This is a genomic window from Ideonella aquatica (genome assembly GCF_018069755.1).
GTDB lineage: Bacteria > Pseudomonadota > Gammaproteobacteria > Burkholderiales > Burkholderiaceae_C > Ideonella > Ideonella aquatica.
On the sequence record NZ_JAGQDE010000006.1, the window covers coordinates 143,703 to 169,145 of the forward strand.

Sequence of the window (25,443 nt, forward strand, 5' to 3'; positions counted from 1 at the left end):
CCATCAAGCGATCGGCAACGCCAGGCTGCGCTTGAGCGGCTCGATCACCACCTGGGTGGTGATGCGGCTGAGCTGCGGCACCTCGGCCATCAGGCGTGCGCACAGCGCGTCGTAGGCCGGCATGTCGGGCGCCAGCACCAGTGCCACCAGGTCGGCCTCGCCGGTCACGTACCAGGCCTGCTGCACCGCCGGCTCGGCGGCCAGCCAGGCCCTCAGCCGCGGCAGCGCGGCGTAGTTGTCGCGGCCGATGGTCAGGCCGGCAATCAGCGTCAGGCCGCGGCCCATCACCGCGGGGTCGAGCACCGCCACCTCGGCCTGGATCACGCCGCGCTCACGCAGCCGCTTCAAGCGCCGCTGCACCGCCGAGGCCGACAGTCCGATCTCGGCGGCCAGCGTCTCGGCCTTGCAATGCGCATCGGCCTGCATGCGGGTCAGCAGGTGGCGGTCGAAGTCGTCCAGCTCGGGCAGGCTCATGGGCGCGCAGTCTAGCCGCGTGGTCGCGGCCCGGACTGCGGCCGGACCGCATCCGCTGGGCCCGCAACGCGGCCACGCCGCGTGCACGACGCCGACACTGTGGCGATGTCCGACCGACCCGCGATCGATCCCGCCTGGGGCCTGGCCACCACCGCGCTGCAAGCCCACCTGCAGCCCGACGCCGCCACCGGCGCGATTCAGCCGGGCATCGCGATGTCGGTCAACCACCTGTTCACGCCGGGCGAGGCCGCCTTCTCGGCCCAGGGCGTGGATGACCTGGCCCAGCTGCCTTACCTCTACGCCCGCTGGGGCAACCCCACGGTGCGACAGCTGGAGCAGCGCCTGGCCGCGCTGGAAGGCGCCGAGGACGCGCTGGCCACCGCCACCGGCGTGGCTGCGGTGGCCGCCGTCTGTTTCGGCCTGCTGCGCGCGGGCGACCATGTGCTGCTCAGCGACGTCTGCTATGCCGGCGCGCAGGAGCTGGTGCGCACGCTGCTGCCGGACTTTGGCGTGGCGGTCAGCGCGGTCAACCTGTCGGACCTGGAGGCCGTGCGCGCCGCGATGCGGCCCGCGACGCGGCTGGTCCATGCCGAGACGCCCTGCAACCCGCTGCTGCGCCTGACCGACCTGCGCGCGCTGGCCGACATCGCGCATGCGCAGGGCGCACTGCTGTCGGTGGACTCCACACTCGCCACGCCGGTGTTCAGCCGTCCGCTGGACCACGGTGCCGACCTGGTGCTGCACTCGCTGACCAAGTTCATCAACGGCCATGGCGACGCGCTGGGCGGCGCGGTGATCGGGCCGCGCGCGCTGATCGCCCGCCTGCGGGCGCGGGCCGGCGTGTACCTGGGCGCCACGCTGTCGGCGCACAACGCCTGGCTGATCCTGCGCGGCATCGACACTCTGGACGTGCGCCTGCGCCGCGCCGCCGAGTCGGCCGGCCAGATCGCCCGCTTCCTGCAACAGCACCCCGCCGTGCGCGCCGTCACCTGGCCCGGGCTGCCCGACCACCCGCAGCATGCGCTGGCGCAGCGCCAGATGCCGGGCTTCGGCGCGGTGCTGACCTTTCAGGTCCACGCGCCCGGCCCGCAGGTGGCCCAGCGCCTGGCGCGCCACCTGCGCGTGGCGCACTACGCCTTCTCGCTGGGCCACCAGCGCAGCCTGGTGGTCTGGCTGGGCACCGACGAGATGCTGACCAGCAGCTACCCGCTGCAGGGCGCCGCGCTGGCCGACTACCGGCGCTTTGCCGGCGACGGCGTGTTCCGCCTGAGCGTGGGCCTGGAAGACCCGGCCGACCTGATCGCCGACCTGGACCAGGCGCTGCGCGCCAGCGATGATCTCCCCCCGCACCCGAATCACACCGATGACCCTGCGCCCTGACCCCATCGCCGCCTAGCTGGAACGCCGGCCCCACCTGGTGCTCGACGGCGCGCTGGCCACCGAGCTGGAGCGCCGCGGCGCTGACCTGCGCGATGCGCTGTGGTCAGCGCGCCTGCTGATCGAGCAACCGGATCTGATCCGCGCGGTGCACCTGGACTATTTCCGCGCCGGGGCCGATGTGGCCACCACCGCCAGCTACCAGGCCAGCTTCGAAGGCTTCGCGCGGCGCGGGCTGTCGCACGACGACGCCGCGGCGCTGATGCGCCTGTCGGTGCGCCTGGCCACCGAAGCGCGTGACCAGGCGCTGGCCGAGCGCCCTGCCGACGATGCCCGGCCCGCACCGCTGGTGGCGGCCTCCATCGGCCCCTATGGCGCGGTGCTGGCCGACGGCTCCGAGTACCGCGGCCACTACGGCCTGGACGAGGCCGCGCTGATCGCCTTCCACCGCCCGCGCCTGCAGCTGCTGGCCGCCAGCGGCGCCGATCTGCTGGCCTGTGAGACCCTTCCCTGCATCGCCGAGGCGCGTGCGCTGGCGCGGCTGATGGACGAGGTGGGCGCGCGCGGCTGGATCAGCTTCAGCGCGCGCGACGGCGGCCACATCTGCGAGGGCGACGCCATCGAAGACGCGGTGGCCGCGGTGCAGGGCCATGACAGCGTGGTGGCCCTCGGCATCAACTGCACCGCCCCGCAGCACGTGGCCGAGCTGCTGGCGCGCGCCCGCACCCGCACGGCCAAACCACTGCTGGCCTACCCGAACGCCGGCGAGACCTGGGACGCCCAGGCCAAGCAATGGCTGCCCTCGGCCGAGTGCGCGCACCGGCCGTTTGAGGACATGGCCATGGACTGGGCCGCCGTCGGCGCGCGCCTGATTGGCGGCTGCTGCCGCACCGGGCCGGCGCAGATCGCGGCGCTGACCCGGCGTTGGTAAGACGCGGCGGCACAATCGCCGCATGCAGCACACTGAAGTCGACCATCTGGTGGTGGCCGCCGCCACGCTGGCCCAGGCCGCCGCCTGGGCCGAGACCACGCTGGGCGTGACGCCGCAGCCCGGCGGCCGCCACGCGCTGATGAGCACGCACAACCTGCTGCTCGGCCTGGCCGGCAGCGTGTACCCGCAGAGCTACCTGGAGCTGATCGCGATCGACCCCGAGGCCCCCGCACCCGGCCGCGCGCGTTGGTTCGGCCTGGACGATGGCGCGCTGCAGGCGCGCCTGGCCGCGCAGGGCCCCGAGTTGGTCGGCTTCGTCGCCCGCTCCGGCATGGTCGACATGCACCGCTGGGGCCTGATCAACGCGCGCTTCCAGCCCGGCCCGATCCTGTCGGCCAGCCGTGAGACGCCCGAGGGCCTGCTCAGCTGGAAGATCGTGGTGGCCGACGACGGCCGACCGCTGGCCGGTGGCGCGGTGCCCACGCTGATCCAGTGGTCCGGCACGCACCCCGCCGAGCGCCTCGCCCCCAGCGGACTGGACCTGACGGCGCTGACCGTGCGCGGCCTGCCCGATCTGGCGCACCAGGTGCTGCGCCTGCGCCCCCTCACCCGCGAACCGCTGCCCGGCCCGGCGCTGCAGGCCACGCTGATCACGCCGCGCGGCCCCGTCATCCTGACCACCGCGCAGCACGCGCCGGGCTGATCAGGCACACTGTCGCCCGATGACCCGCCCGACCCTGCTCCGCCACTGGCACCAGCGCCTCGCCGTGCTGGCGCTGGGCGCACTGCTGGGTCTGCAGTTGCTGGGGCTGTGGCACGGCATCGCCCATGCCCTGCCGGCGCCACCGCAGGCCACCCAGTCAACGGCCCACGCGCCGCACGACCCCTGGGGCCACACGGCGGGAGACCTGGCCTGCGAGCTGCTGGACCACCTGGCCCAGCTCACACCGCTGTCCGCCGCGCCAGTGGCACTGGCGGCAGCGCCACTGCCAGCCGCCGCCCCCGGCGCGCCCGCGCCCGCGGGCCGCGCGGCCGACACCCCGTCGGCCTTCCGCGCGCGCGCACCGCCACAGGCCTGAGCGTTCCCCACCCTTGTCCGCCGCCTGAGCCCCACGGCCCTGGTGGCGCCCTTGCTGTGGTCGCGCCCGCTCGCGGGCCGGCCGAACGTTCGAGTCTTCATGCGCCTCACCCTGATTGCTGCCGCCTGCGTCGCGGCCTGGCCCGCCTGGGCCCAAGATGCCTCCGTCGCCGCCCCCTCCCAACAAATCATCGTCACCGGCAACCCGCTGCGCCAGGCCGACCCGGCCGCGCCCGCGTCGGTGCTCAGCGAGGAGGCCCTGGCCACCCGCCGCAGCAGCACGCTGGGCGAAACGCTGGACGGCCTGCCGGGCGTGGCCGCCACCGGCTTCGGCCCCAATGCCAGCCGGCCGGTGATCCGCGGCCAGGACGGCGACCGCATCCGCATCCTCAGCAATGCCGGTGCGTCGCTGGACGCCTCCAGCCTGAGCTTCGACCACGCCGTGCCGCTGGACCCGCTGGTGATCGAGCGCATCGAGGTGCTGCGCGGCCCGGCGGCGCTGCTGTACGGCGGCAGCGCACTGGGCGGCGTGGTCAACGCGATCGACAACCGCATTCCGAAGTCGCCGCTGGCGCCGCTGTCGGGTGCGCTGGAGTTGCGCGGCGGCGGTGCGGCCAGCGAGCGTGCGCTCTCAGGCCTGGTCGAAGGCGGTGTCGACGGCCTGGCCTGGCATGCCGATGCCTTTGCCCGGCGCACCAGCGACCTGGCGGTGCCGCGCTTCACCGTGGACGGCGACAGCCGCACCCGTGTGATCAACTCGGCCAGTGACGCCAAAGGCGGCGCGCTGGGCGTGTCGCGGGTCTGGCAGGACGGCTATGTCGGCGCGAGCGTCGACACCTACCGCAACGACTATGGCGTGGTGGTGGAGGAAGACATCAGCATCTCGATGAAGCGCGACAAGCTGGCCCTGGCCGGCGAGTGGCGCGCGCTGCCCGGTCCGATCAGCACGGTGCGCGCGCAGGCCGCCTTCACCGACTACCAGCACCAGGAGATTGAAGGCACCGGCGAGGTGGGCACCACCTTTGCCACCAAGGGCAGTGACGCCCGCATCGAGGTCGTGCAGACCTCCACCGCGCTGGGCGCCGGCCGGCTCGACGGCGCCTGGGGCCTGCAGTGGGAGCGATCGCGCTTCTCGGCCCTGGGTGAGGAGGCCTTTGTACCGACGACGCGCACTCAGCAACTGGCGCTGTTCGGCCTGCAGCGCTGGAGCCTGAACAAGGAATGGCACCTCAGTGCCGGCCTGCGTGGCGAGCGGGTGCAGGTCGACTCCGATGGCGATGCCGATGGCGGCACGCCGCGCTTCGGTCCGGCGCGGCAGCGCCACTTCCACCCCTTGAACCTGTCGCTGGCCGCCGGCTGGCGTCTGGGCGAGGGCTGGGAGGCCAGCGCCAGCCTGGCGCGCTCGCAACGCGCGCCCACCTCCTACGAGCTGTACGCCGACGGCGTGCATGCTGCCACCGCGGCCTACGAGCGCGGCAACCTGAACCAGGCGGTGGAGAGCGGTCGCCAGTTCGATCTGGGCCTGGCCTGGCAGGGCGGCCCCCACAGTGCCCGTATCAGCCTGTTCCACAGCCGCTTCAGCAACTACATCGCGCTGGCCGCCACCGGCACCGACTTCACCACCGACGAGGGTGACCTGGTGCCGATCTACGAATTCCGCGGCGTGCCGGCGCGCCTGCACGGCCTGGAGGCCGAAGGCCGCTGGCAGGCCTGGTCACAGGCCGGCCAGACACTGACGCTGGAAGCCCAGGCCGACCTGGTGCGCGGCGAGCGCAGCGACACCGGCGAGCCGCTGCCGCGCCTGGCGCCCTGGCGCGTGTCGCTGGCGGCGGATTGGCAGAGCGGCCCCTGGGGCCTGCGCCTGGACGTGCAGCACGCCGCCCGCCAGGACCGCGTGGACGCCAACGACACGCCCACCCCCGGCTGGACCCTGGCCCACCTGCGCGCCAGCTGGACCACCCGCCTGGCCGGCCACGACACGGTGCTGTTCGCGCGCGTCAACAACCTGGGCAACACCCTGGCCACCTCGGCCAGCGCAATTCCCACGGTGCGCGCGCTGTCGCCGCTGCCGGGGCGCAGCCTGGCGGCGGGGGTGCGGGTGGCGTTCTGATCGGCACACACCGCGACAATGGGCATGGGCGGCCTGGAACAGGTAGGTGGCTAGGGCCAGCCCAGTCGGCAAGGTCTTCAATGGTTACCAACCAGAGGACCGGCGCCGCACTGTGACAGTCTGCTGTGGCAAGTAAATGGTCGAGACCTGATCGCCAATCTGAACCGCTGTGATCGCGTCGTCAGGTGGCCGGACGCAAGGCATCGAGACACAGGGCTCTTCGGTGTCGAGCCTGGCCAGCTGCCTGAGGCTGCGCCGATCTCGCACCGTCACGGCGGCCCCCAGGCGGCCATCCCTCAGCCAAAACTGCGCCTTGGCAACGTACGACGGCGAACACAACAGTGCCTTGCTGTCATGCCATTCCCGCGCGATGACCTCGCGTCCATCCCAATCTCGCACATCCTCTAGACCATAGAGATCGCTCTTACCTTTGGGGCACGGCGTCGCCGCCGTTTCGTCGCGGAGGTGGTTGTCCTGGGGAAGCTTCGGGGGCTTCACGGCCCGAAGCAACTGCTCATCAGGTCCGGTCATGTACTGGTGTCCAAGACGTTCACTATGGAAGGGACAGAGCTCCATGTAGCCACGGAACCCCGGCCGGGTGCGCAGTGTCTGCTCATACAGCACGGGCCCATGAGCCGTCGCCAACAGTCGGATCACCGCGCCACCCTGCGCCGCACGCACCTGCACCACCGGGATGTCTGCACTCGGGGTCAAGCGCTGCCAGAAGGCCATCCGTGAATCATCCTCCCAATCCACAACCCGCCATGCATGTCCTTCATGCATAGCGCCCAATTGGGCCGGCAGTGCGAAATGGACACGATCCTTGATCTCCGGGTCGAGCGCCGGGTCGACATCGACGATCAGCGCGCTGTTGGCTGGCACCAGGTGACCTTCCACCAGCGTGAGCGGGACGCCACACGGCGGCTTCAGCGTGAAGGCCAGGCCCAGGGCGAGATCACGCTGGCGTTCAGGCAGGTTGGCGTTCCAGTACTGCCATGCATTCACGCCGAGCAGGCCCATCAAGCTGACGGCGCCCAAGCCACCAAGCACCCTCAGGCCGCGAGGGCCAAGACGTCCTGACGCCACCGCTGATGCCGAGGCCAGCATCAACATGGACAGCACCCACAGGACCGCTCCCCACCCCCAGCTGGTGACGGCCAGCACCATGCCTGTTCCTTCGTCGCGCAGGACGCCTTGGAACCATGGCAGCGTCGCCGTCATCGCAAGCATCCACAGCACCGAAGAGCCAGGCCGACCTCCTTTCAGCAACTGAGTGCAGGCGTGTGCAAAGAACGCGTTGGCATAGACTGCGAAGCCCATGCTGGCCCAGCCGAAGAAGGGGCCAATCATCAAAACCTCGGCGCCCAGCCAGGGCTCTCGCTCACGAGTCTGGAACGCTGGAAGCAGCAGCGACAGGCACCACAGACCCAGCGCCCAGTTGGCAAGGCGCCCACTCAATCGTGGATCCTCATTGCTGAGGCACTCATCCTGTTCGTCTTCCGACGGCGCCATGGACTGATCGGTGGACGGCATGACCAACAGTGTCAATCCACACGGCGTCCGAAGGCTCTCCCCCAGAAGGGGGATCTGTCATGCAGCGGCGGCGGCCGGCATGCCTTCGCCCGCACTAGAGGCGACGGACGAACCCGGAAACGCGCTGCATCGCCTCCTGCAGCCGCTCCATCCCGGTGGCGTAGGTGAAGCGCACCCAGCGGTCGCGCTCATGCACGCCGAAGTCCATGCCGGGCACGACGCAGACGCCGGCTTCGTCGAGCAGGCGGTTGGCGAACTGCTCGCCCGGCAGGCCCCAGCGCGAGACATCGGCGTAGACGTAGAAGGCGCCGTCGGGCTCGGTGGGAATCTCGAAACCCATCGCCCGCAGCGCAGGCACGACATAGTCGCGCCGGCGGGCGAACTCCTGGCGGCGCTGCTCGTAGATCGCCAGGCTCTCGGGCTCGAAGCAGCCCAGCGCGGCGTACTGCGCGGTGGCGGGCGGGCAGATGAACAGGTTCATCGCCAGCTTCTCGGCCAGCGGCACCAGCGCCTCGGGCAGCACCAGCCAGCCCAGGCGCCAGCCGGTCATGCAGAAGTACTTGCTGAAGCTGTTGATGACGATGACGTCGTCGCCCAGCGCCAGCGCGCTCCTGGGCGTGGGGCCGCCGTAGGTGAGCTGGTTGTAGATCTCATCAAACACCAGGAAGCCGCGCCGCTCGCGCACCGCATCCAGCACGCGCTGCAGCGCCGCAGGCGCGATCGTGGTGCCGGTGGGGTTGGACGGCGAGGCCAGCATCACGCCGCGGGTGCGTGGGCCCCAGTGGGCGCGCACGTCGTCGCCATCGAGCTGGAAGCGTTGCTCGGGGCCGGCGGGGATCAGCCGCGTCGTGCCGTCGAAGGCGCTGACGAAGTGGCGGTTGCATGGGTAGGTGGGGTCGGGCATCAGCACCTCGTCGCCCACCCCCACCAGCAGCGCGCAGGCCAGCTGCAGCGCGCCGGAGGCGCCGGCGGTAGTGCGCCGAGATCGCCTCGCGCAGCGGCGTGATGCCGCTGTACGAGGTGTAGCGCGTGCGGCCCTCGGCCACCGCGCGGTTCAGCGCCTCGACCACTGCGGGCGGTGCGGTGAAGTCGGGCTCGCCCACGCTCATCTGGATGATCGGCCGGCCTTCGGCGGCCAGCGCGTCGGCGCGGCGGAACAGCGCCATCGCGTGGAAGGGGTCGATCGCGTCGACGCGGGCGGCGGTGGGGTAGGGCAGCATGGGTGGATCCAGGAGTGAGGGCCTCACGGCCACAGCAGGTTCATCCAGTCGGGCGCCGAGGTGTCGGCGTCCTCGTCGCGGTTGCTCAGCACCAGCAGGGCCTCGCCGGTGGCGGGGCGGCGCAGGCACAGCGCACGAAAGCCGGCATAGGCACCGCCGTGGAAGACCACGTCGTGCCCGCCACGCGGCAGCACCTCCAGGCCAAAGCGGTAGCTCTGGCCGGGCGGGGCAAAGCGGGCATCGTCGGCCATGGCGCGCGCCAGCAGGCTGTGCGGGCCGCGGGCCTGCCAGTCGGCCCACCACGCGGCCTCGGCGCGCTCCAGGTCGGCCAGCGTGGACCACAGGCCGCCGTCGCCCCAGCTGCCCAGCGGCACCGGCTGGTCGCGCCAGGCACCGGCCGGGTCGCGCGCATAGCTGCGGGCGCGGCGCGGCAGCACGCGCCAGGGGTCGCGCTCGAAGCCGGTGTCGCGCAGGCCCCAGGGGCCGAACAAGCGTTGCTGCGCCAGCTCGGCCAGGCTCAGCCCGCTGATCTGCTGCAGGCGCTCGGCCAGCAGCACGTAGTTGCTGTTGCTGTACTCGTAGCGCTCACCGGGCACGAAACGCGGGCCGCCGCTGCGGGCGATCAGCGCCAGCGCCTGGGCCTGATCGACCAGGTCGTTCTCGTGGTGGGCCAGTTGTGCGTGCCACAGCGCCAGGTAGTCGGGCAGGCCGCTGGTGTGGCGCAGCGCATGGCCGATGCGGACCGGGTGGTCGACCTCGGCCAGTGCCGGCAGCTGCGCGCGCAGGTCCTCCATCAGGTCCAGCTGCCCGTCGGCCACGGCCTGCAGCACCAGCGCCGCCACCCAGGGCTTGGCCTCGGAGGCCAGGTAGAAACGGGTGTGCTCGGTCAGCGGGGCGTCCCACTCCAGGTGAGCGCAGCCCTGCACCTGGCGGCGCAGCACCTGCCCCTGCTGCAGCCAGGCCAGCGCGAAGCCCGGCGCCTGCGGCGACACGGCGCGCTCGGCCAGCGCCCGGTCCAGCCGCGCCAGCGCGGGCGTGGGCTCAGACAGGGGATGGGGCGGGGGCGCAGACTCGGGCAGCATCGGGCGTCTTCTCAGCAGGACCTTGCATTGTCATGGACGGCACTGGCCACATCACGCGTCGCGATTTGATCCATGGGGCTGCGCTGTCCGCGCTGGGTGCGTCGGCGCAGGCCGGCGGCTTCGCGGGCCAGACCGACGCCGACAACGCCGTGGCCCACGCCTGGCGCGACCAGCCCAGCCGCTGGGACAACCAGGCCGTGCTGCGCGACGAGGACGAGCCCGACCTGCTGGTGGTGGGCGCGGGCATCAGCGGCCTGGCGGGCGCCTGGTGGTTTCGCGAACACGCCGGGCGGCCAGTGACGATCCGTGTGCTGGAGGCCGCCAGCGAGCTGGGCGGCCATGCGCGGCGCAACACGTTCACCAGCCGCAGCGGCGCCACGCTGATCGGCTATGGCGGCTCGCAGTCGCTGGATTCGCCCTCGCTGTTCTCGCCGGCGGTGCATGCGCTGCTGCGGGGCGTGGGCGTGGACCTGCAGCGCTTTGACACCGCCTTCGACCAGGGCTGGCACCAGCGCCACGGCCTGAGCAGCCAGGCCGTGCACTTCGGCCGCGCCGACTGGGGCCAGGCGCGCACGGTGTGGCGCGCACCGGGCGAGGCGCCCGCCGCCTGGCTGGCGCGCACACCGCTGGGTGCCAGGGCACAGCGGGTGCTGGCGCGGCTGTTCGACGAGACGTCCACCCACAACCCGCTGCCCGGCCTGCGCAGCCGCAGCGCACGCGCGGCGGTGCTGGCGCGGCAGACCTATGCACAGTTCCTGCGCCGCGGCTGGGGCGCCGATAGCGAGGCGCTGCGCTGGTTCCAGGTCTCGACCCAGGGCTATTTCGGCGTGGGCATCGACGCCACCACCGCACTCGACGCCTGGGCCGTCGGCCTGCCCGGCTTCCAGGCGCTGGACCTGGGCGAGCGACCCTTTGCCGCCAATTCGCCCAGCGGCCGGCAGCTCAGGCTCAGCACCGACGACTACATCCACCACTTCCCCGACGGCAATGCCGGCGTGGTGCGGGCACTGCTGCGCGCGCTGCTGCCCGCCGCGCTGCCCGGCGCCGAGGGCATGGATGGCCTGGTCGATGCGCCGCTGCTGCACGATCGCCTGGACGAGCCCGGCCAGCCGCTGCGCATCGGCCTGCGCCACACGGTGGTGGGCCTGCGCCACCTGGGCCCGCCGGGCGCAGCGCAGCGGGTGGAGCTGCGCTACCTGGACCCGCAGGGCCGTCTGCGCAGCGTGCGTGCCAAGCAGGTGCTGCTGGCCTGCTGGCACCGCGTGATCGCGCGTCTGACCGACGAGCTGCCCGCCGCGCAGCGCCGCGCGCTGGACGACCAGGTCAAGGTGCCGCTGCTCTACACCAATGTGCTGCTGTCGAACTGGCGCGCGTTCAAGGCGGCAGGCATCTCGGGCATCCGCTGCGTGGACGGCTTCTGGGGCGACGTGGCGCTGGACTTTCCGGTGGCGCTGGGCCGCCAGCGGCCGCCCGCATCGCCAGACGAGCCCATCCTGCTGCACCTGGGCAAGGTGGTGGTGCCGGGGGGCGGCGCCCCGGCGCGCGAGCAGGCCGCGGCGGGCCGCAAGCAACTGCTGGGCTGGGACTTCGGCTTCATCGAGGGCCAGGTCCGCACGCTGCTCGACGAGGCGCTGGGCGCGCACGGCTTTGACAGCGCACGCGACATCGAGGCCATCACCGTCAACCGCTGGGCCCACGGCTACGCCTACGAGTACATGCGCCCCTGGGACGCCTGGTGGCCGCGCGGCCCGCTGCCCTGCGAGACCGCGCGCCGCGGCTGGGGCCGGGTGGCGATTGCCAACAGCGATGCCGGCGCCTACGCCTATGCACACAGCGCGATCGATCAGGCCACGCGCGCAGTGCAGGAGCTGCTGCCCGCCGCGCGCCTGCCGGAGTGGCAGCGCTTTCCGGGCCCGGCCATGCCCAGCTGACACCCCAGGGAGACAACGATGGACGAACACTGCGACCTGGTCATGAAGGGCGGCATCACCAGCGGCGTGGTCTACCCGCGGCTGGTGGCCGAGCTGGCCACGCGCTACCGCTTCAAGAACATTGGCGGCACCTCGGCCGGGGCGATCGCGGCGGGGGCCTGCGCCGCGGCCGAGTATGGCCGCCGCCACGGCCACGACCAGGCCTTTGAGCAACTGGGCGAGCTGCCGCAGCAGCTGGGCGAACCGATCACGCCCGAGGGCCGCACGCGGCTGTTCTCGCTATTCCGTCCCACACCGGCGCTGCGTCGGCACTTTGCGGTGATGGTGGGCGCGCTCAACGCCGGCCCGCGCGACGCCGCCCGCGCCGTGCTGTGGAGCCTGGTGAAGATGCAGGCCGGTCTGGTGCTGCTGGCGCTGGCCCTGGGCAGTGTGCTGCTGTGGCCGCTGCTGCAGGCGGTGGCGCCGGCCCTGCCCACCGCCGCGATGGCCACCGGCGGTGCCACGGCCATGGCCGTCTGTGCCCTGGCCGCCGCGCTGGCCAGTCGCGCGCTGCTGCACGGTCATGCCTTGCGCGCGGCCGGCGTGGCCACGCTGGCGGTGGGCGCGCTGGCGGTCTTCCTGCGCCTGCTGGCGCCGGACACCGGCTGGCCGGCCGCGCTGGGCCACGGCCTGGCCGTGTGGCTGGTGGCGCTGCTGTGGATGCTGCCGGTGCTGGGCGTGGTGGGCTGGCGCTTCGGCCGCGGCCTGCTGGCCGGGCTGCATGCCAACGGCTACGGGCTGTGCAGCGGCCAGGGCGACGAGCGCACGCCCACCGATCAGCCGGCGCTGACCGACTGGCTCACCGGCTACTTCAACACCCTGGCCGGCAAGGCGCCCGACGGGCCGCCGCTGCGCTTTGGCGAGCTGTGGGGCCATGACGACCCCGAGCAGCCGCGCGAGATCAACCTCGAGGTGATGACCAGCGCGGTGAGCCAGCAGATGGTCTACGGCATCCCGCTGCGCCCCGGCACGCCGCGCTTCTTCTATGACCCGGTGGAGTGGGCGCGGCTGTTCCCGCCCGCGGTGATGCAGGCGCTGGACGAGGCCCTGCGCGCCCACCCCGAAGGCGATGGCAGCGAGCCGCTGCGCGAGGGCAGCCGCGTGCTGGGCCCCGAGGGCCGGCCGCTGCGCCCGCTGCCACGCCGCGCCGACTGGCCGGTGGTGGTGGCGGTGCGCATGAGCCTGAGCTTTCCGGTGCTGCTGTCGGCGGTGCCGCTGTACGCGATCGACTGGAGCCTGAAGAGCAATGCGCAGTGCCGCCAGGCGATCGACGCCGCCGCCACGCCCGACGAGCGCGCCGCCCACCCGCTGCAGGCCAAGCGCATCTGGTTCTCGGACGGCGGCATCGGCAGCAACATGCCGCTGCACCTGTTCGACGCGCTGCTGCCCGGCCACCCCACCTTTGCCGTCAACCTGAAGACCGCCCACCCCGACTACCCGATCCACGACCAGGTGCCGGGCAACGAGGGCGGCCGCGTCTACCTGCCCGTGGACAACCGCGGGGGCAGCCAGCGCTTCTGGAACGCCCCGAACGATGCCGCGCCGCTGGGCGGGCTGGTCGGCTTCCTGGCCTCGATCGTCGACACCATGCAGAACTGGCGCGACGAGATCCAGTTCCCCTACCCGGGCTTTCGCGACCGCATCGTGCAGATCAGCCAGCGCCCCGACGAGGGCGGCCTGAACCTGGACATGCCGCCGAAGAACATCGAGGCGCTGTCGGGCGCCGGGGCCATGGCCGCGGCGCGCCTGATCGACCGCTTCCACCCGGCCGGGGCCGAGGGCGGCGAAGGCTGGCGCAACCACGAGCAGGTGCGGCTGGGCACCTTCCTGGGCACGGTGCAGCCGGGCAGCGCGTCGCTGGCGCCGTCGCTGGCCTCGGGCGAATGGACCCCGCTGCTAAAGAACCTGCGCTACGACGCGCCGCAACGCGCGCTGGCTGGCGAGTTCATGGATGTGCTGAACCAGCTGGCCCAGCTGGGCCCAGACAGCGGCCTGTCGCTGGAAAGCGGCGCGCTCAAGCCGCTGGCGCAGATCCGCATCACGCCACGGATCTGATCAGCGCCGGCTGGCCAGCCACACGCCGCCCAGCACCAGCACGCTGCCGCCCAGGAAGCGCGCCTCGATCGGCTCGCCCAGCAGGAACAGGCCCAGCACCACGCCGAACACCGGCGTGAGAAAGCTGAACGCCCCCAGCGGCGCGGCCTGGTAGTGGCGCAGCAGCCAGAACCAGACCAGGAAGCTGGCGCTGGACACCACCAGGCTCTGGAACGCCAGGTGGGCCCAGGCCAGCGGCACCGGTGTGAAGCGCGCTTCACCCAGCAGCCATGCCGCCGGCAGCAGCAGCGCGCAGGCCAGGCCCAGCTGCCACATCAGCGTCTCGGCTGGCGGCGCGCTCGACAGGCTGGAGCAGCGGATGCACACCGTGGTCGCACCCCACGAGGCACCGGCCAGCAGGGCCAGCAGGTCACCCAGCAGCACCGCCGGGGCCTCGGGCATCGCGCCCTGCGGCGCGCGGCCCAGGAAGGCCAGCGCGATGCCCACGAAGGCCAGGCCGATGCCCAGCCACTGGCGCCGCACCAGGCGCTCGGCCGGCAGCCGCCAGTGCAGGCCCACGGCGGCGAAGATCGGCGAGGTGTAGAGCAGCACCACCACGTGCGAGGCGTGCGTGAGTTTCAGCGCCTGCGCCACCATCAGATATTCGATGGCGAACAGCGCGCCGGCCAGCACCCCGGGGCGCCAGCGCGTCAGGCCCGATTGCCGCCACGCGGCCCAGCCGCCGCCCAGCGCCATGATCAACACGAGCGCGATGCCCGAGCGCAGGCCGATCATCGTGGCCGGGCTGACCAGCGGCGCCGCGGCCTTCAGCGAGATCTGCTGCAGGCCCCAGGTCAGACACAGCAGCAGCATCAGGCCGCTGGCACGGCCATCGAGGGGAAGTCGTCGATCCATCGGGCTGGATTGTCGGGGCAGACCCGGGCCTGGGCCGGGGCCGTGGCGGGCTACAGTCGGCGCGCCTGCGTTCCGACCACCGTGCCTCCATGAGCTCACCCCGCCAGCCCCTGCGCCGCCGCTTTCTCCAGGCCGCGGCCGCGTTGCTGGCGGCGCGCAGTGCCGCGGCGCGTCCCAGCGCGAAGGACGCTGCCGCGATCGAGCGCCTGCTGCGCCGCATGACGCTGGAGGAGAAGGCCGGCCAGCTGAGCCTGTTCTTCGACGACGCGCGCGAGGATGCGGTGAACGCGAACCCGGCGCAGGTCGAGCGGGCGATGGCCGACCTCAGCGCCGAGATCGCCGCCGGGCGCGTCGGTGGCCTGTTCAACGGCATCGGCGTGGCCAGCGGGCGGGCGCTGCAGCGCATCGCGGTGGAGCGCTCGCGGCTGGGCATTCCGCTGCTGTTCGCGGCCGATGTGATCCATGGCCTGCGCACCGTCTTCCCGGTGCCGCTGGGCGAGGCCGCCGCCTTTGATGCCGACCTGGCCGAGCGCACCGCCCGCGCCGCCGCCGAAGAGGCCACCGCCGTGGGCATCCACTGGACCTTCGCGCCGATGGTGGACGTGGCGCGCGACCAGCGCTGGGGCCGCGTCGTCGAGGGCGCTGGCGAGGACAGCTGGTGGGGGCAGCAACTGGCTGCGGCGCGCGTGCGCGGCTTCCAGGGGCGCTCGCTGCGCGACGACGACAGCCTGCTGGCCACCGTCAAGCACTTCGCCGGCTACGGCGCCGTGGCCGGCGGCATGGACTACAACAGCGTGGAGCTGTCCGACGCCACGCTGCACGATGTGCACCTGCCGCCCTTTCGCGCCGGCCTGGAGGCGGGCGCGCTGGCGGTGATGACGGCCTTCCACGACCTGAACGGCATCCCCGCCACCGCCCACCACGGTCTGCTGACCGGCGTGCTGCGCCGGCAATGGGGCTTCGAGGGCCTGGTGGTGTCGGACTTCGCGTCCGATGTCGAACTGGTGACCCATGGCCTGGCGGCCGACGACAAGGATGCGGCGCGGCGCGCGATTCTGGCCGGCTGCGACATGTCGATGGCCAGCGCGCTCTACAACCGCCACCTGCCGGCGCTGGTGCGCGAGGGCGCGGTGCCGATGGCGGTGCTGGACCGCTCGGTGCGGCGCGTGCTGCGGGTGAAGCAGGCGCTGGGTCTGTTCGAGCGGCCCTACCGCTCGCTCGACCCGGCGCGCGAGCGCAGCGCGCTGCGCCGCCCGCAGACGGTGGCGCTGGCGCGCGAAGCGGCGCGCCGCTCGGTGGTGCTGCTGAAGAACGAGGGCCACCTGCTGCCGCTGCCGGCACAAGGGCAGCGCATCGCGCTGATCGGGCCCTTCGCGCAGGACCGGGTGCACCTGATGGGGCCCTGGGCGCTGTGGAACGAGCCGGCGCAGGGTGTGAGCCTGGAAGACGGCCTGCGCGCTGCACTGGCCGACCCGGCCGCGCTGCAGGTGGTGCCGGGCTGCGGCATCGAGACACCGCTGGACGGCGGCATCGCGGCGGCCGTGGCCGCGGCGCGTGCGGCCGATGTGGTGATCCTGTCGGTGGGCGAGAGCGACGCGCTGTCGGGCGAATCGGCCTCACGCACCGACATCGGTCTGCCGCCGGTGCAGCAGGCCCTGGCCGAGGCGGTGGCCGCCACCGGCAGGCCGATGGTGGTGGTGCTGCAGCATGGCCGTGCGCTGGCCCTGAGCGGCGCGGTGCGCGCCGCCCCCGCGATCCTGGCCGGCTGGTACCTGGGCCAGCAGTCCGGCCATGCGCTGGCCGACCTGCTGTTGGGCCGACACGCCCCCTCAGGCCGCCTGCCGGTGAGCTTTCCGCAGGCCTCGGGCCAGCAACCCTTCTTCTACAACCACCGCAACACCGGCCGGCCGCAGGAACGTGCCGACGAGACGCGCTTCAGGTCGCGCTACCTGGAGGTGACGAACGAGGCGCTCTACCCCTTCGGCCACGGCCTGGGCTACGGCGAGATCGTCTACGAGGCGCTGAGCCTGGACACCGACACCCTGGCCTGGGACGGCCGTTGCCAGGTGCGTGTGCGCGTGCGCAATGTGGGGCCGCGCGCGATGCGCGAGGTGGTGCAGCTCTACATCCACCAGCGCGTGGCCAGCCCGGTGCGGCCGGTGCGCGAACTGCGCGGCGTGCAGGCGGTGGAGCTGGCCGCCGGCGAGGCGGCCAGTGTGGCCTTCACGCTGAGCCGCCACGACCTGGCGCACCGCGATGGCCAGGGGCGCGAGCGGGTGGAGGCCGGCTGGTTCGACCTCTGGCTGGCGCCGTCGGCGGCGGCCGGCACGCCGGTGGCCTTGCGCCTGCTCGGGCCTACTCCTTCACCGCGCTGAGGTTGTCCTCCGAGTTGCGATCGATGCGCTTGTTGTACGGATCAATACCCACGTAGGCCGGCTTTCGGGCCACTGTCAGCGTGATCTGCTGGCTGCCGCTGGTCAGGCGCTGGCGCTGCATCGCCAGCACCGACTGGGCGGTGTAGCCTTTCTTGCCGGGCTCCACCGTGAAGGCGCCGATGTCGGCCTCCTCGTCCAGCGGCGCCTCGGTCTCGACGCCCTTGCCGTCGGCATACAGCTTGCGCGCGTCCACGGTGAAGCGCACGTCCCAGCGGCCGTCGGGGCGGCGGGTGGCGCTGGCGTCGCGGGCCTTCAGGTCGAGCAGGGTGATCTTCTCGAAGAGGTCGGTGATCAGGGCCTGGTGGGCGGCGTTGTCGGGGCCGGCCTCGGCGCGCAGCAGGCGCAGGAAGTCGGTGCTGTTGGCGTAGGGCGCGGGCTTGAAGGCGAACTGCTGCAGCAGCTTGGCCAGCGTGCGGTTGACCACCTCCACGCCCAGCGCCTCCTTGGCCCACCACATGGCCAGCGAGCCCTTCTGGTAGTGGATGTAGGGCTGGTTCTCCACCCGGGCCAGCGGCATCTCCTCGACCACCTCGCCACCGCGCGAGCGCAGGTAGCGGTCCAGCTCGTACTTCAGGAAACGGCGCATCTGCTCGGGGCCGTAGAGCTGCTCCATGACCAGCAGCGCCGAGTACTGCGCAAAGCTCTCGACCAGCAGCGTGTTGCCCTGCTGCGGGCTGGGGGCCAGCTGGTGGCCCCACCACTGGTGGGCGATCTCGTGCGCGGTGACATAGGTCACCACGTCGATCTTCTCGGGATCGTCCAGCCTGGTCAGGAACCCGATGTTCTCGCTGTAGGGAATGGTGTTGGCAAAGCTCTGCGCGAAATTGGCGTAGCTGGGGAACTCCAGGATGCGCGCCTGGCGGAACTGGTAGGTCGAGAACTGCTGGCCGAACAGCTGCAGCGAGGCCTTCATCGCCGCCAGCATGCGCGGCACGTTGTAGTCGTGCCCCGGGTGGTGGTAGACGGCCAGCTCGATCGCCCCCAGCCGGTCGGTCTTCACCGCGTAGCGCGCCGACTGGATGCTGAAGAAGTGGTTGATCGGTGCATCGGTCTTGAAGCGCACGGTACGGCGGCCGTTCTGGGTCACGTCGCTGACGGTGTAGCCGGGGGCGATCGGGGTCTGGTCGGCGTCGGTGCCCACCGTGATCTCGGCCTGCACCCAGTCGCTGTCACCGCGCAGGCCGTTGAAGGCGCGGGCCGATTCGTCCTCCAGCGTGGGCGGCCGCAGGTCGGCCGGCAGGCCCTGCTTGCGGCGCTTGGCGCGGTCCTTCAAGAAGCCCTCGCGCGAGACGCCCAGGCCCGGCGCGATGTCGCCGTTGTCGACGAAGCTGCCGTTCTCGACGATGCGGGTGAGCGGCGCGCCATTGACGAAGCCGCGCTCTTGCAGCGTGGTGGTAAAGCCGATCTGGCGCACCTCGCCGGGCTGCATCGGCGTGTCCAGGCGGTAGCGCCGGAAGCCCCAGTCCGGGTGGTCGGCGGTGAGCGTGGCGCCAGGGATGTCCAGACGGTCGATCTGCAGCCGCGGCGCCCAGCCCAGCACCAGCTCGGTGATCGGGCCGCCGCTGCGGTTTTCCACCTGGTAGCGGCCGGTGGTGACGGCGCGCGCTTCGCGCGGGTAGAGCTGCACGTCCAGCGTGACCGCGGTGATGCGCGGCTGCGGCAGTTTCTCCAGCGGCAGCAGCGCGCGCTCGGCATCGGCCAGCAATTGCTCCTGCTCAGGGACCGGCTGGTAGCGGTTGAGGACGTTGGTGTTCCAGAAGATCCAGCCGCCCAGGCCCACCCAGGCGAGGGTCGCGCCCAGCGCCAGCCCACCGGCCGGGCCGCGCAGGCGCGCGCGCGCCTGCGGCCAGCGCTGGCGCAGCGTGCTGCCGGCGCCGCGCTGCCAGAAGGCAAAGGCCCCCACCGCCAGCAGCAGCGCGCAGGCGCTCCAGTACAGCTGGTACCAGACCATGCCTATCCAGAAGCGCGACATGCCGCCCATGTCTGACAGCGGCACCGGCGGCGTGCCGGTGTAGTTGTACAGGTTGTGCTCGAAGCCGGCCGAGGCCAGCGCGATCGCCGCCACCACCTGCAGCAGCATCAGGCCCCAGCCGATGAACTTCTGCGGCACCAGCACCTGCACGAACACCGACAGCACCGCCAGCTGCAGCGACAGCAGCACCGTGGGCAGCACGAACCACATCAGGTAGGACAGCGGCTGCAGCTGCGTGAAGCCCTTGGCCAGCTGCACCGCCATGCCGGTCAGCGCTGCCACCAGCGAGGTGGCCAGCAGCACCAGCGCGATCGCGGCGATCTTGGGCAGCAGGTGCGCCCAGCCGGGGGCGGCGGTGGCGTCGACGATCTCGTGCATGCGGCGCTCGCGGTCGCGCCAGACCAGCTCACCGCCGTAGTAGATCGCGATGATGATGGGCATCAGCGTGAACGCGCCCTGCAGCGCTTCCACCATCAGCCGCGTGACCGGGTAGCTGCCGCTGCCGTACCACTCGTTGCTGAACCAGGCCCCGCCGCCAGCGTTGAGCACGCCGATGAACAGCAGCACGAAGAAGGCCGGGCTGCGGAACACGAAGGCCATGTCAAAGCGCGCCAGCGCCATGAACTGTGCGCGGCGGGTGGCGGCGTCGGCGCGTGGCGCGGCCAGCGGCCGCAGCGCTGCAACCGGTGCCGCGGCCACGGCCACCGGCGCGGCAGCAGTCACCTTGGCCGCGCGCTGCTCGAAGCGGAAGCGCCAGGCCGTGAGCGCAAACACCAGCGCGCCCACGCCCAGCCACAGCAGGCGGTTGGCCAGAAACAGGCCTGACAGCTCGGGCAGCCGGGTGTTGCGATCGGCCGCGGTCCAGTATTTGGTGGCAATGCTCAGCGCCGACAGGCCGAAGGGATCGGACAGCGCCGAGACCACATCGCGCTCCATGTTGCGCAGCAGCCCGCGCGAGACGAGGTACAGCACCAGCAGCGCCACCGCCCCCACATAGGACCACATCATCGAGCGGGTGCTGGTGGCCAGCGCGAAGAAGGCGCTGCCGATGATCACCAGCGTGGGCAGCGCGAAGACGAACAGCGCCCAGAGGTAGTCGCCCGGGCGGAAGGGGCCGATCTTCTCGGGGTCCAGCCAGGGCATCAGCGCGCCCACGCCGATGCCCAGCGGCACCGCGGCCAGCACCAGCAGCGCCGCGGCCAGCGCGCCGCTGAAGCGCCCACCCAGGTAGGCGCCCTTGCCCAGCCGGGTGCTGCGCAGGATGGGGGCGAAGCCGGTCTCGTCGTCGCGCAGCACCGTGCCGGCCACCATGGCCACCACCACGAAGATCGCGAACAGGCTCATCACCGCCAGCGTCTGCACGATCGCGAAGGGCGAGTTCAGGTTGACGTTGCCCTTGCTGCCGATCTGGATCTGGTCCACCGTGGTGGCGCCGAAGGCCAGCAGGAAGAACAACGCGAAGCCGACCCAGAACACCGGGCTGCGCAACTGGTAGCGCCACTCGAAGCGCGCCACCGTGCTGAAGAAGGAGCCGCCCATCTCAGGCTCCTTGCGCGGCGGCGGCGGCGACGCTGGCGCGGTGGCGGTGCAGCGTGGCGAAGTAGACGTCTTCCAGCGTGGCCTCTGCAGGCGTGAAGCCGGGGCCCGGCGCGCCCTCGCCCGGCGCGCTGAGCACGCGGATGACCGTGCGCCCGGCGCGCAGCCGGGTGGCGATCACCGCGTGGCGCTCGCGCGCAGCGGGCAGCTCGGTCTTGTCCAGGTCGGCCTGCCAGATGCGGCCGGCGAGCTGCGCGATCAGCGCGCTGGGCGTGCCGCTCTCGACGATGCGCCCGCCCACCAGGATCGCAGTGCGCGGGCACAGGTCGGTGACGTCGTCGACGATGTGGGTGGACAGGATCACCACCACCTGCTCGCCGATCTCGGCCAGCAGGTTGTTGAAGCGGTTGCGCTCCTCGGGGTCGAGGCCGGCGGTGGGCTCGTCGACGATGATCAACCGCGGCTGGCCGATCAGCGCCTGCGCAATGCCGAAGCGCTGGCGCATGCCCCCTGAGTAGCCGGCCACCGCCTTCTTGCGCGCCTCCCACAGGTTGACCTGGCGCAGCAGCGATTCGACCGTGTCGCGCCGCTCGCCGCGGCCCGCCACGCCCTTGAGCACCGCCAGGTGGTCCAGCAGGTCCTCGGCCGACACGCGCGGGTAGACGCCGAAATCCTGCGGCAGGTAGCCCAGCGTGGCGCGCAGCGCCTCGGGCTGGGCCAGCACATCGATGTCGCCAAAGCCAATGGCGCCCTGGCTGGGAATCTGCAGCGTGGCCAGGCAGCGCATCAGACTGCTCTTGCCGGCGCCATTGGGTCCGAGCAGGCCGAACATGCCGGCCGGGATGTCGAGCGAGACCCCATCGAGCGCGCGCACTCCGTTGGGGTAGACGTGGGTGAGGTCGCGGATGTTCAGCATGGGGCACATGCTGCCTCAACCCCAGCCTCTGGCGAGCTGGCGGCCGACGAAGTGCCCAAGCAGGCGACGAAACGCATCCGGCGTGCGACGGGCCGCGGAACTTTCTTGGGCGCGCCAGAAACGACAAAGCCCGCTGGGTGCGGGCTTCATGCTGGGGCTCAGTGGTTGCGGGGGCAGGATTTGAACCTGCGACCTTTGGGTTATGAGCCCAACGAGCTACCAGACTGCTCCACCCCGCGACTGAAGCTAGCAGTGTAGCACGGATTCGCGCGAATCGTCCAGCAGCGTGTGCAGATCGTCAGAGGCCAGCGCGCTGCAGCGTCGCGTTGAAGCGCTGTGCGTTCTCGAAGCCGACGACGCGCAGGCCGCTCATCTCGCGGCCCTGGGCGTCGAAGAAAATCGTGCCGGGCGGGCCGAACAGGTTGAAGCGCTTGAGCAGTGCGCGGTCGTCGGTGCTGTTGGCGGTGACGTCGGCCTTGAGCAGCAGCGCGCCGCTCAGGCGCTGGCGCACATCGGCATCGGTGAAGGTAAAACGCTCCATCTCCTTGCAGCTGACGCACCAGTCGGCGTAGAAGTCCAGCATCACCGGGCGGCCGGCGCTGGCCAGCGCGGCGTCCAGTTCGGCCACGCTGCGCACCGGCTGCCAGGGCAGCGTGCTGGCGGCCACGGCCACGCCAGCGGTGAAGTGGCCCAGCGGCTGCAGCGGATCGCGGCCCCCTGAGGCAGCACCCACCAGCTGCGACACCCCCAGCGTCAGCGCGGCGATGCCCGCCGCGCGCTGCACCCACACACGCGGAGCGTGGCTGTGCGGATGGGCGTCAAACGGCCTCAGCATGAAGCCGGTGACCAGCAGCAGCGCGCCCCAGCCCACCAGCACCGCCCAGCTGGGCAGCACCGGCTGCACGATGTACAGCGCGGTGGCCAGCAGCAGCAGGCCGAAGAAGTGCTTGACCGCATGCATCCATGATCCCGAGCGCGGCAGCCAGGCGCCGGCCGACGCGCCCAGCGCCAGCAGCGGCACGCTCATGCCGCAGGCCAGCGCGAACAGCGCGCTGCCGGCCAGCACCACGTCGCGGCTCTGGCTCAGGAAGACCAGCGCCCCAGCCAGCGGCGCGCTGACACAGGGGCTGACGATCAGCGCCGACAGGCCGCCCATCAGGAACACGCCCACAAAGCGGCCGCCGGGCAGCTGGGCCGACACGCCGTGCAGGCGGTTGTGCAGGCCGCTGGGCAGGCGCAGCTCGTAGACGTCGAACATGGCCAGCGAGAAGGCCACCAGCATGAGCGCGAAGCTGGCCAGCACCCAGGGCTTTTGCAGCGCGGCGGCCAGGCCTTCGCCGGCCAGACCGGCGGCCACGCCCAGCGCGGTGTAGACCAGGGCCATGCCCAGCGAGTAGGCCACGGCCAGCGCGAAGCTGCGGCGGCGTGAGACCTCGCCCTGGCCGGCGATCACCGACGACAGGATGGGCAGCATCGGCAGCACGCAGGGCGTGAAGGCCAGCAGCAGGCCCATCACGAAGAAGGCGCCCACGGTGGTCCACCAGTTGCCGTCGCGCAGCACGCGCTCGATGCGGGCGGTCTCGCCCTGCGGCTCGGCCGAGCTGTCGGCCGGCGGCGCCGCCGCAGCGCCTCCCAGCAGGCTGCCGCCGGCCACCGGGGTGGCCGCCGCGTCGGCACGGAGGACCTGCACGCTGCCATCGCCGCCAAAGCCCGCCAACGACACCTGCAGGCGCTGCGTCTCAGGCGGGTAGCACAGGCCGGCGTCGGCGCAGCCTTGCGAGGTGACCTCCAGCACGAAGGGGCCGCTGGCCGCTGTCACGGGGAGGCGGATGGGCAGCGCGCCGCGGTGGGTCTCGACCTCTTTCTGGAAGGTCTCGTCGAACTTGACCTTGCCCTTGGGGACCTCGGGTTCGCCCAGCGTGGCGCCGTCGGCGACCACGAACTTGAAGCGCTCGCGGTACAGGTAGTAGCCGTCGGCGATCTCGAAGCGCAGTTGCACGGCGTCGGGCCCGGCGGCCTGGGCCGAGAGCTTGAAGGCCTGGTCGGGCTCCAGGAAATCGGCCGCGCGGGCGAGCATCGAAGCGCCCAGCGCGATCAGCAGCAGCGTGAAGAGGCGGAACAGTCGCATGATCACATTCTGAGGGGCGTCCGGGACGGGTGGTTCCCGACCCATGAAAAAAGGCCCGCACGGGGCGGGCCTTGTTCGCAGGGGCAGCCGTGGATTACTCGGCGGCGGCCTCGGCGGGGGCGTCGGCCACTTCAGGGCGATCCACCAGCTCGACAAAGGCCATCGGGGCGTTGTCGCCGACGCGGAAGCCCATCTTCAGGATGCGGGTGTAGCCGCCCGGACGGGCGTTGTAGCGCTTGCCCAGGTCGTTGAACAGCTTGGTGACGACGTCACGGTCGCGCAGGCGGGCGAAGGCCAGGCGGCGGTTGGCCACGCTGTCGATCTTGGCCAGCGTGATCAGCGGCTCGACGACGCGGCGCAGTTCCTTGGCCTTGGGCAGGGTGGTCTTGATGGCTTCGTGGGTGAGCAGCGAGACCGACATGTTGCGCAGCATCGCGGCGCGGTGCTCGGAGGTGCGGTTCAGCTTGCGAAGGCCGTTACGGTGGCGCATGGTGCTTTCCTTTCGTTATGGAACCCCGGCCGGACAAGGTACCGGGGTGTGCACGTCAGCCCGAGGGCTGGTGGTGTTGTGCCGGCGCCCCGGATGGAGCGGCCGGCGGGTTCAATGGATCAGCGCTTGTCCAGGCCCTGGGGCGGCCAGTGCTCGAGGCGCGAGCCCAGGGTCAGGCCGCGCGAGGCGAGCACTTCCTTGATCTCGTTGAGCGACTTGCGACCCAGGTTCGGGGTCTTCAGCAGCTCGGTCTCGGTGCGCTGGATCAGGTCGCCGATGTAGTAGATGTTCTCGGCCTTCAGGCAGTTGGCCGAGCGCACGGTGAGCTCGAGCTCGTCGACCGGGCGCAGCAGGATCGGGTCGATCGGGCCGGCCGGCTTGTCGCCGGTGGCGATCGGGCTGCCGAACTCGACGCCAGCGTCCAGCTGGGCGAAGACCGCCAGTTGCTCGACCAGGATCTTGGCCGAGGCGCGGATGGCTTCCTCAGGGGAAATCGCGCCGTTGGTCTCGATTTCCATGACCAGCTTGTCGAGGTCGGTGCGCTGCTCGACGCGGGCGTTCTCGACCGCGTAGCTCACGCGCTTGACCGGCGAGAAGGAGGCGTCCAGCACGATGCGGCCGATCGACTTGGTCGGCTCGTCGCCGAAGCGGCGCAGGTTGCCCGGCACATAGCCGCGGCCCTTCTCGACCTTGATCTGCATGTCGAGCTTGCCACCCTGGGCCAGGTTGGCAATGACATGGTCCTTGTTGACGATCTCGACGTCGTGCGGGGTCTGGATGTCGCGCGCGGTGACCGGGCCTTCGCCCTCCTTGCGCAGCACCAGAGTGACCTCGTCGCGGTTGAGCAGACGGAACACCACGCCCTTGAGGTTCAGCATGATGTGCACCACGTCCTCGGCGACACCGTCGATCGTGGAGTACTCGTGCAGCACGCCAGCGATGGTGACCTCGGTCGGTGCGTAACCCACCATCGACGACAGCAGCACGCGACGCAGCGCGTTGCCCAGCGTGTGACCGTAGCCGCGCTCGAAGGGCTCGAGCGTGACCTTGGCGCGGTGGCCGCCCAGCGGCTCCGCAACGATGGCTTTGGGTTTCAGCAGATTGGTTTGCATGTAAGTCCTGTTCCTCTCAATACCCTCGGCTCGTTACACCGATAAGGCTGGCGGACCACGCCGGAAGCGATGTCGACCGCTGCGGAACCGGCATACCGCAACGGCAGTGGCCGCCACGCGCCGCCCCGCT

Annotated in this window: 17 protein-coding genes, 1 tRNA gene and 1 pseudogene; 8 read left to right on the forward strand and 11 right to left on the reverse strand. The window is 71.7% G+C overall.

Annotated features, from left to right (window positions below; all coding sequences use genetic code 11):
- Nucleotides 1-3 precede the first annotated feature (3 nt).
- A complete protein-coding gene (locus KAK06_RS09215) occupies nucleotides 4-474 on the reverse strand; it encodes an Lrp/AsnC family transcriptional regulator (protein ID WP_210801656.1) in 471 nt (156 codons plus the stop codon).
- A gap of 105 nt (nucleotides 475-579) precedes the next feature.
- Between KAK06_RS09215 and KAK06_RS09220 the strand changes: the two genes are divergently transcribed.
- The 5 genes from KAK06_RS09220 to KAK06_RS09240 all read left to right on the forward strand — a co-directional run bounded on the left by KAK06_RS09220 (nucleotide 580) and on the right by KAK06_RS09240 (nucleotide 5,970).
- Entirely contained in the window at nucleotides 580-1,854 is a 1,275-nt protein-coding gene (locus tag KAK06_RS09220) for a trans-sulfuration enzyme family protein (RefSeq protein WP_210801657.1), read from the forward strand.
- Nucleotides 1,855-1,870: 16 nt separating this feature from the next.
- A complete protein-coding gene (gene mmuM, locus KAK06_RS09225) occupies nucleotides 1,871-2,782 on the forward strand; it encodes a homocysteine S-methyltransferase (protein WP_210801720.1) in 912 nt (303 codons plus the stop codon).
- A gap of 22 nt (nucleotides 2,783-2,804) precedes the next feature.
- On the forward strand, nucleotides 2,805-3,485 hold the full coding sequence (locus tag KAK06_RS09230) for a VOC family protein (protein WP_210801658.1): 681 nt from the start codon (nucleotides 2,805-2,807) through the stop codon (nucleotides 3,483-3,485).
- A gap of 19 nt (nucleotides 3,486-3,504) precedes the next feature.
- The gene (locus tag KAK06_RS09235) at nucleotides 3,505-3,861 is read left to right on the forward strand and encodes a hypothetical protein (RefSeq protein ID WP_210801659.1); all 357 of its coding nucleotides are present in this window, start codon (nucleotides 3,505-3,507) and stop codon (nucleotides 3,859-3,861) included.
- A gap of 99 nt (nucleotides 3,862-3,960) precedes the next feature.
- Nucleotides 3,961-5,970, forward strand: a complete 2,010-nt coding sequence (locus KAK06_RS09240) for a TonB-dependent receptor (RefSeq protein ID WP_247652745.1) — start codon at nucleotides 3,961-3,963, stop codon at nucleotides 5,968-5,970.
- An 84-nt stretch (nucleotides 5,971-6,054) separates the two neighbouring features.
- Here the strand turns inward: KAK06_RS09240 and KAK06_RS09245 are convergent, their stop codons facing one another.
- From KAK06_RS09245 to KAK06_RS09255, 3 genes and pseudogenes are all read right to left on the reverse strand, one after another.
- Complete coding sequence (locus tag KAK06_RS09245) at nucleotides 6,055-7,503, reverse strand: hypothetical protein (protein WP_210801660.1); 1,449 nt, start codon at nucleotides 7,501-7,503, stop codon at nucleotides 6,055-6,057.
- 94 nt (nucleotides 7,504-7,597) lie between these two features.
- Nucleotides 7,598-8,723, reverse strand: a pseudogene (locus tag KAK06_RS09250) (pyridoxal phosphate-dependent aminotransferase).
- Nucleotides 8,724-8,746: 23 nt separating this feature from the next.
- A complete protein-coding gene (locus tag KAK06_RS09255; RefSeq protein ID WP_210801661.1) occupies nucleotides 8,747-9,805 on the reverse strand; it encodes a serine hydrolase domain-containing protein in 1,059 nt (352 codons plus the stop codon).
- 32 nt (nucleotides 9,806-9,837) lie between these two features.
- Between KAK06_RS09255 and KAK06_RS09260 the strand changes: the two genes are divergently transcribed.
- Both KAK06_RS09260 and KAK06_RS09265 read left to right on the forward strand, forming a co-directional pair.
- Nucleotides 9,838-11,736, forward strand: coding sequence for an NAD(P)-binding protein (locus KAK06_RS09260; RefSeq protein WP_210801662.1), 1,899 nt, complete (start codon nucleotides 9,838-9,840; stop codon nucleotides 11,734-11,736).
- Between the two features lie 18 nt (nucleotides 11,737-11,754).
- Entirely contained in the window at nucleotides 11,755-13,830 is a 2,076-nt protein-coding gene (locus tag KAK06_RS09265; RefSeq protein WP_210801663.1) for a patatin-like phospholipase family protein, read from the forward strand.
- Here KAK06_RS09265 and KAK06_RS09270 read toward each other — a convergent pair whose 3' ends face one another.
- Nucleotides 13,831-14,724: a DMT family transporter gene (locus KAK06_RS09270; protein WP_210801664.1), complete on the reverse strand. Its 894-nt coding sequence runs from the start codon at nucleotides 14,722-14,724 to the stop codon at nucleotides 13,831-13,833. It abuts the gene before it with no gap.
- An 89-nt stretch (nucleotides 14,725-14,813) separates the two neighbouring features.
- Between KAK06_RS09270 and KAK06_RS09275 the strand changes: the two genes are divergently transcribed.
- Nucleotides 14,814-17,099, forward strand: coding sequence for a glycoside hydrolase family 3 N-terminal domain-containing protein (locus tag KAK06_RS09275; protein WP_210801665.1), 2,286 nt, complete (start codon nucleotides 14,814-14,816; stop codon nucleotides 17,097-17,099).
- Here the strand turns inward: KAK06_RS09275 and KAK06_RS09280 are convergent.
- The 6 genes from KAK06_RS09280 to KAK06_RS09305 all read right to left on the reverse strand — a co-directional run bounded on the left by KAK06_RS09280 (nucleotide 17,080) and on the right by KAK06_RS09305 (nucleotide 25,313).
- Nucleotides 17,080-20,670, reverse strand: coding sequence for an ABC transporter permease/M1 family aminopeptidase (locus KAK06_RS09280; RefSeq protein WP_210801666.1), 3,591 nt, complete (start codon nucleotides 20,668-20,670; stop codon nucleotides 17,080-17,082). The genes KAK06_RS09275 and KAK06_RS09280 overlap by 20 nt on opposite strands.
- Before the next feature lies 1 nt (nucleotide 20,671).
- Nucleotides 20,672-21,583: an ABC transporter ATP-binding protein gene (locus tag KAK06_RS09285; protein ID WP_210801667.1), complete on the reverse strand. Its 912-nt coding sequence runs from the start codon at nucleotides 21,581-21,583 to the stop codon at nucleotides 20,672-20,674.
- Nucleotides 21,584-21,745: 162 nt separating this feature from the next.
- Nucleotides 21,746-21,822: transfer RNA gene (locus KAK06_RS09290), tRNA-Met, on the reverse strand.
- 59 nt (nucleotides 21,823-21,881) lie between these two features.
- Nucleotides 21,882-23,711, reverse strand: coding sequence for a protein-disulfide reductase DsbD (gene dsbD, locus KAK06_RS09295; RefSeq protein ID WP_210801668.1), 1,830 nt, complete (start codon nucleotides 23,709-23,711; stop codon nucleotides 21,882-21,884).
- A gap of 94 nt (nucleotides 23,712-23,805) precedes the next feature.
- On the reverse strand, nucleotides 23,806-24,201 hold the full coding sequence (gene rplQ / locus KAK06_RS09300) for a 50S ribosomal protein L17 (protein WP_210801669.1): 396 nt from the start codon (nucleotides 24,199-24,201) through the stop codon (nucleotides 23,806-23,808).
- A 119-nt stretch (nucleotides 24,202-24,320) separates the two neighbouring features.
- Entirely contained in the window at nucleotides 24,321-25,313 is a 993-nt protein-coding gene (locus tag KAK06_RS09305) for a DNA-directed RNA polymerase subunit alpha (protein WP_210801670.1), read from the reverse strand.
- Between the last annotated feature and the right edge of the window lie 130 nt (nucleotides 25,314-25,443).

Bases quoted from the DNA above. Each gene is read 5' to 3' on its own strand.
- KAK06_RS09245 (WP_210801660.1), bottom strand. From the start codon at position 7,503: ATGCCGTCCACCGATCAGTCCATGGCGCCGTCGGAAGACGAACAGGAT.
- KAK06_RS09255 (WP_210801661.1), bottom strand. From the start codon at position 9,805: ATGCTGCCCGAGTCTGCGCCCCCGCCCCATCCCCTGTCTGAGCCCACG.
- KAK06_RS09240 (WP_247652745.1), top strand. From the start codon at position 3,961: ATGCGCCTCACCCTGATTGCTGCCGCCTGCGTCGCGGCCTGGCCCGCC.
- KAK06_RS09220 (WP_210801657.1), top strand. From the start codon at position 580: ATGTCCGACCGACCCGCGATCGATCCCGCCTGGGGCCTGGCCACCACC.
- KAK06_RS09305 (WP_210801670.1), bottom strand. From the start codon at position 25,313: ATGCAAACCAATCTGCTGAAACCCAAAGCCATCGTTGCGGAGCCGCTG.
- rplQ (WP_210801669.1), bottom strand. From the start codon at position 24,201: ATGCGCCACCGTAACGGCCTTCGCAAGCTGAACCGCACCTCCGAGCAC.
- KAK06_RS09215 (WP_210801656.1), bottom strand. From the start codon at position 474: ATGAGCCTGCCCGAGCTGGACGACTTCGACCGCCACCTGCTGACCCGC.
- KAK06_RS09260 (WP_210801662.1), top strand. From the start codon at position 9,838: ATGGACGGCACTGGCCACATCACGCGTCGCGATTTGATCCATGGGGCT.
- KAK06_RS09280 (WP_210801666.1), bottom strand. From the start codon at position 20,670: ATGGGCGGCTCCTTCTTCAGCACGGTGGCGCGCTTCGAGTGGCGCTAC.
- KAK06_RS09230 (WP_210801658.1), top strand. From the start codon at position 2,805: ATGCAGCACACTGAAGTCGACCATCTGGTGGTGGCCGCCGCCACGCTG.
- dsbD (WP_210801668.1), bottom strand. From the start codon at position 23,711: ATGCGACTGTTCCGCCTCTTCACGCTGCTGCTGATCGCGCTGGGCGCT.
- KAK06_RS09235 (WP_210801659.1), top strand. From the start codon at position 3,505: ATGACCCGCCCGACCCTGCTCCGCCACTGGCACCAGCGCCTCGCCGTG.
- KAK06_RS09285 (WP_210801667.1), bottom strand. From the start codon at position 21,583: ATGCTGAACATCCGCGACCTCACCCACGTCTACCCCAACGGAGTGCGC.
- KAK06_RS09265 (WP_210801663.1), top strand. From the start codon at position 11,755: ATGGACGAACACTGCGACCTGGTCATGAAGGGCGGCATCACCAGCGGC.
- KAK06_RS09270 (WP_210801664.1), bottom strand. From the start codon at position 14,724: ATGGATCGACGACTTCCCCTCGATGGCCGTGCCAGCGGCCTGATGCTG.
- KAK06_RS09275 (WP_210801665.1), top strand. From the start codon at position 14,814: ATGAGCTCACCCCGCCAGCCCCTGCGCCGCCGCTTTCTCCAGGCCGCG.